The sequence below is a fragment of the Lactobacillus sp. C449L genome (genome assembly GCF_059900815.1).
In genome coordinates this window covers 1-420 of record NZ_JBWXGA010000361.1, presented here as the reverse complement: position 1 = coordinate 420, position 420 = coordinate 1, and the positions used below count along the sequence as shown (strand labels likewise).

Genomic DNA, 420 nt, shown 5'->3' with positions numbered 1-420 from the left:
CGCTACAGCGATCGTCGTCGAGATCAAGGCCTACATCCATTCGGTTCACGGAGGCGTGAACGGTCCATGGTCGCTCGAAAAGGATGACGGTGGCCGGCGCGATCTGGATGGCTCCAATCCGTATCAACAGGCGCTGGAAAACCGCTTCACGGTCACTGACAGCCTGCGCAGGGGGAACGGGAAGGATGTCCGGGATGCGGTCGGCGGCATGCTTTGCCTATACCCCGCTGCTCCCCCCGGGTCTGCTGTTCCGGCGAGCGATTTCAAAATCGCGGTCGGGGGATATGCGGATCTGATCGCACTGCTCCGGAGGCCGCGAAACAATGCGCTGCCTTTGGATCGCTGGTGTGCGTTTGCCGAGGAGCACGGCCTCAGAGACGTCAGCGCCAGTCCCCCCTCGGATTCGGATCGGATCATCTC

Annotated in this window: 1 protein-coding gene; it reads left to right on the top strand. The window is 62.1% G+C overall.

Features of this window, described 5'->3' with window-relative positions; translation table 11 throughout:
* Positions 1 to 420 (top strand): hypothetical protein (locus tag AC2JF9_RS09785; RefSeq protein ID WP_500727390.1); only part of this gene is annotated, 420 nt, incomplete at both ends.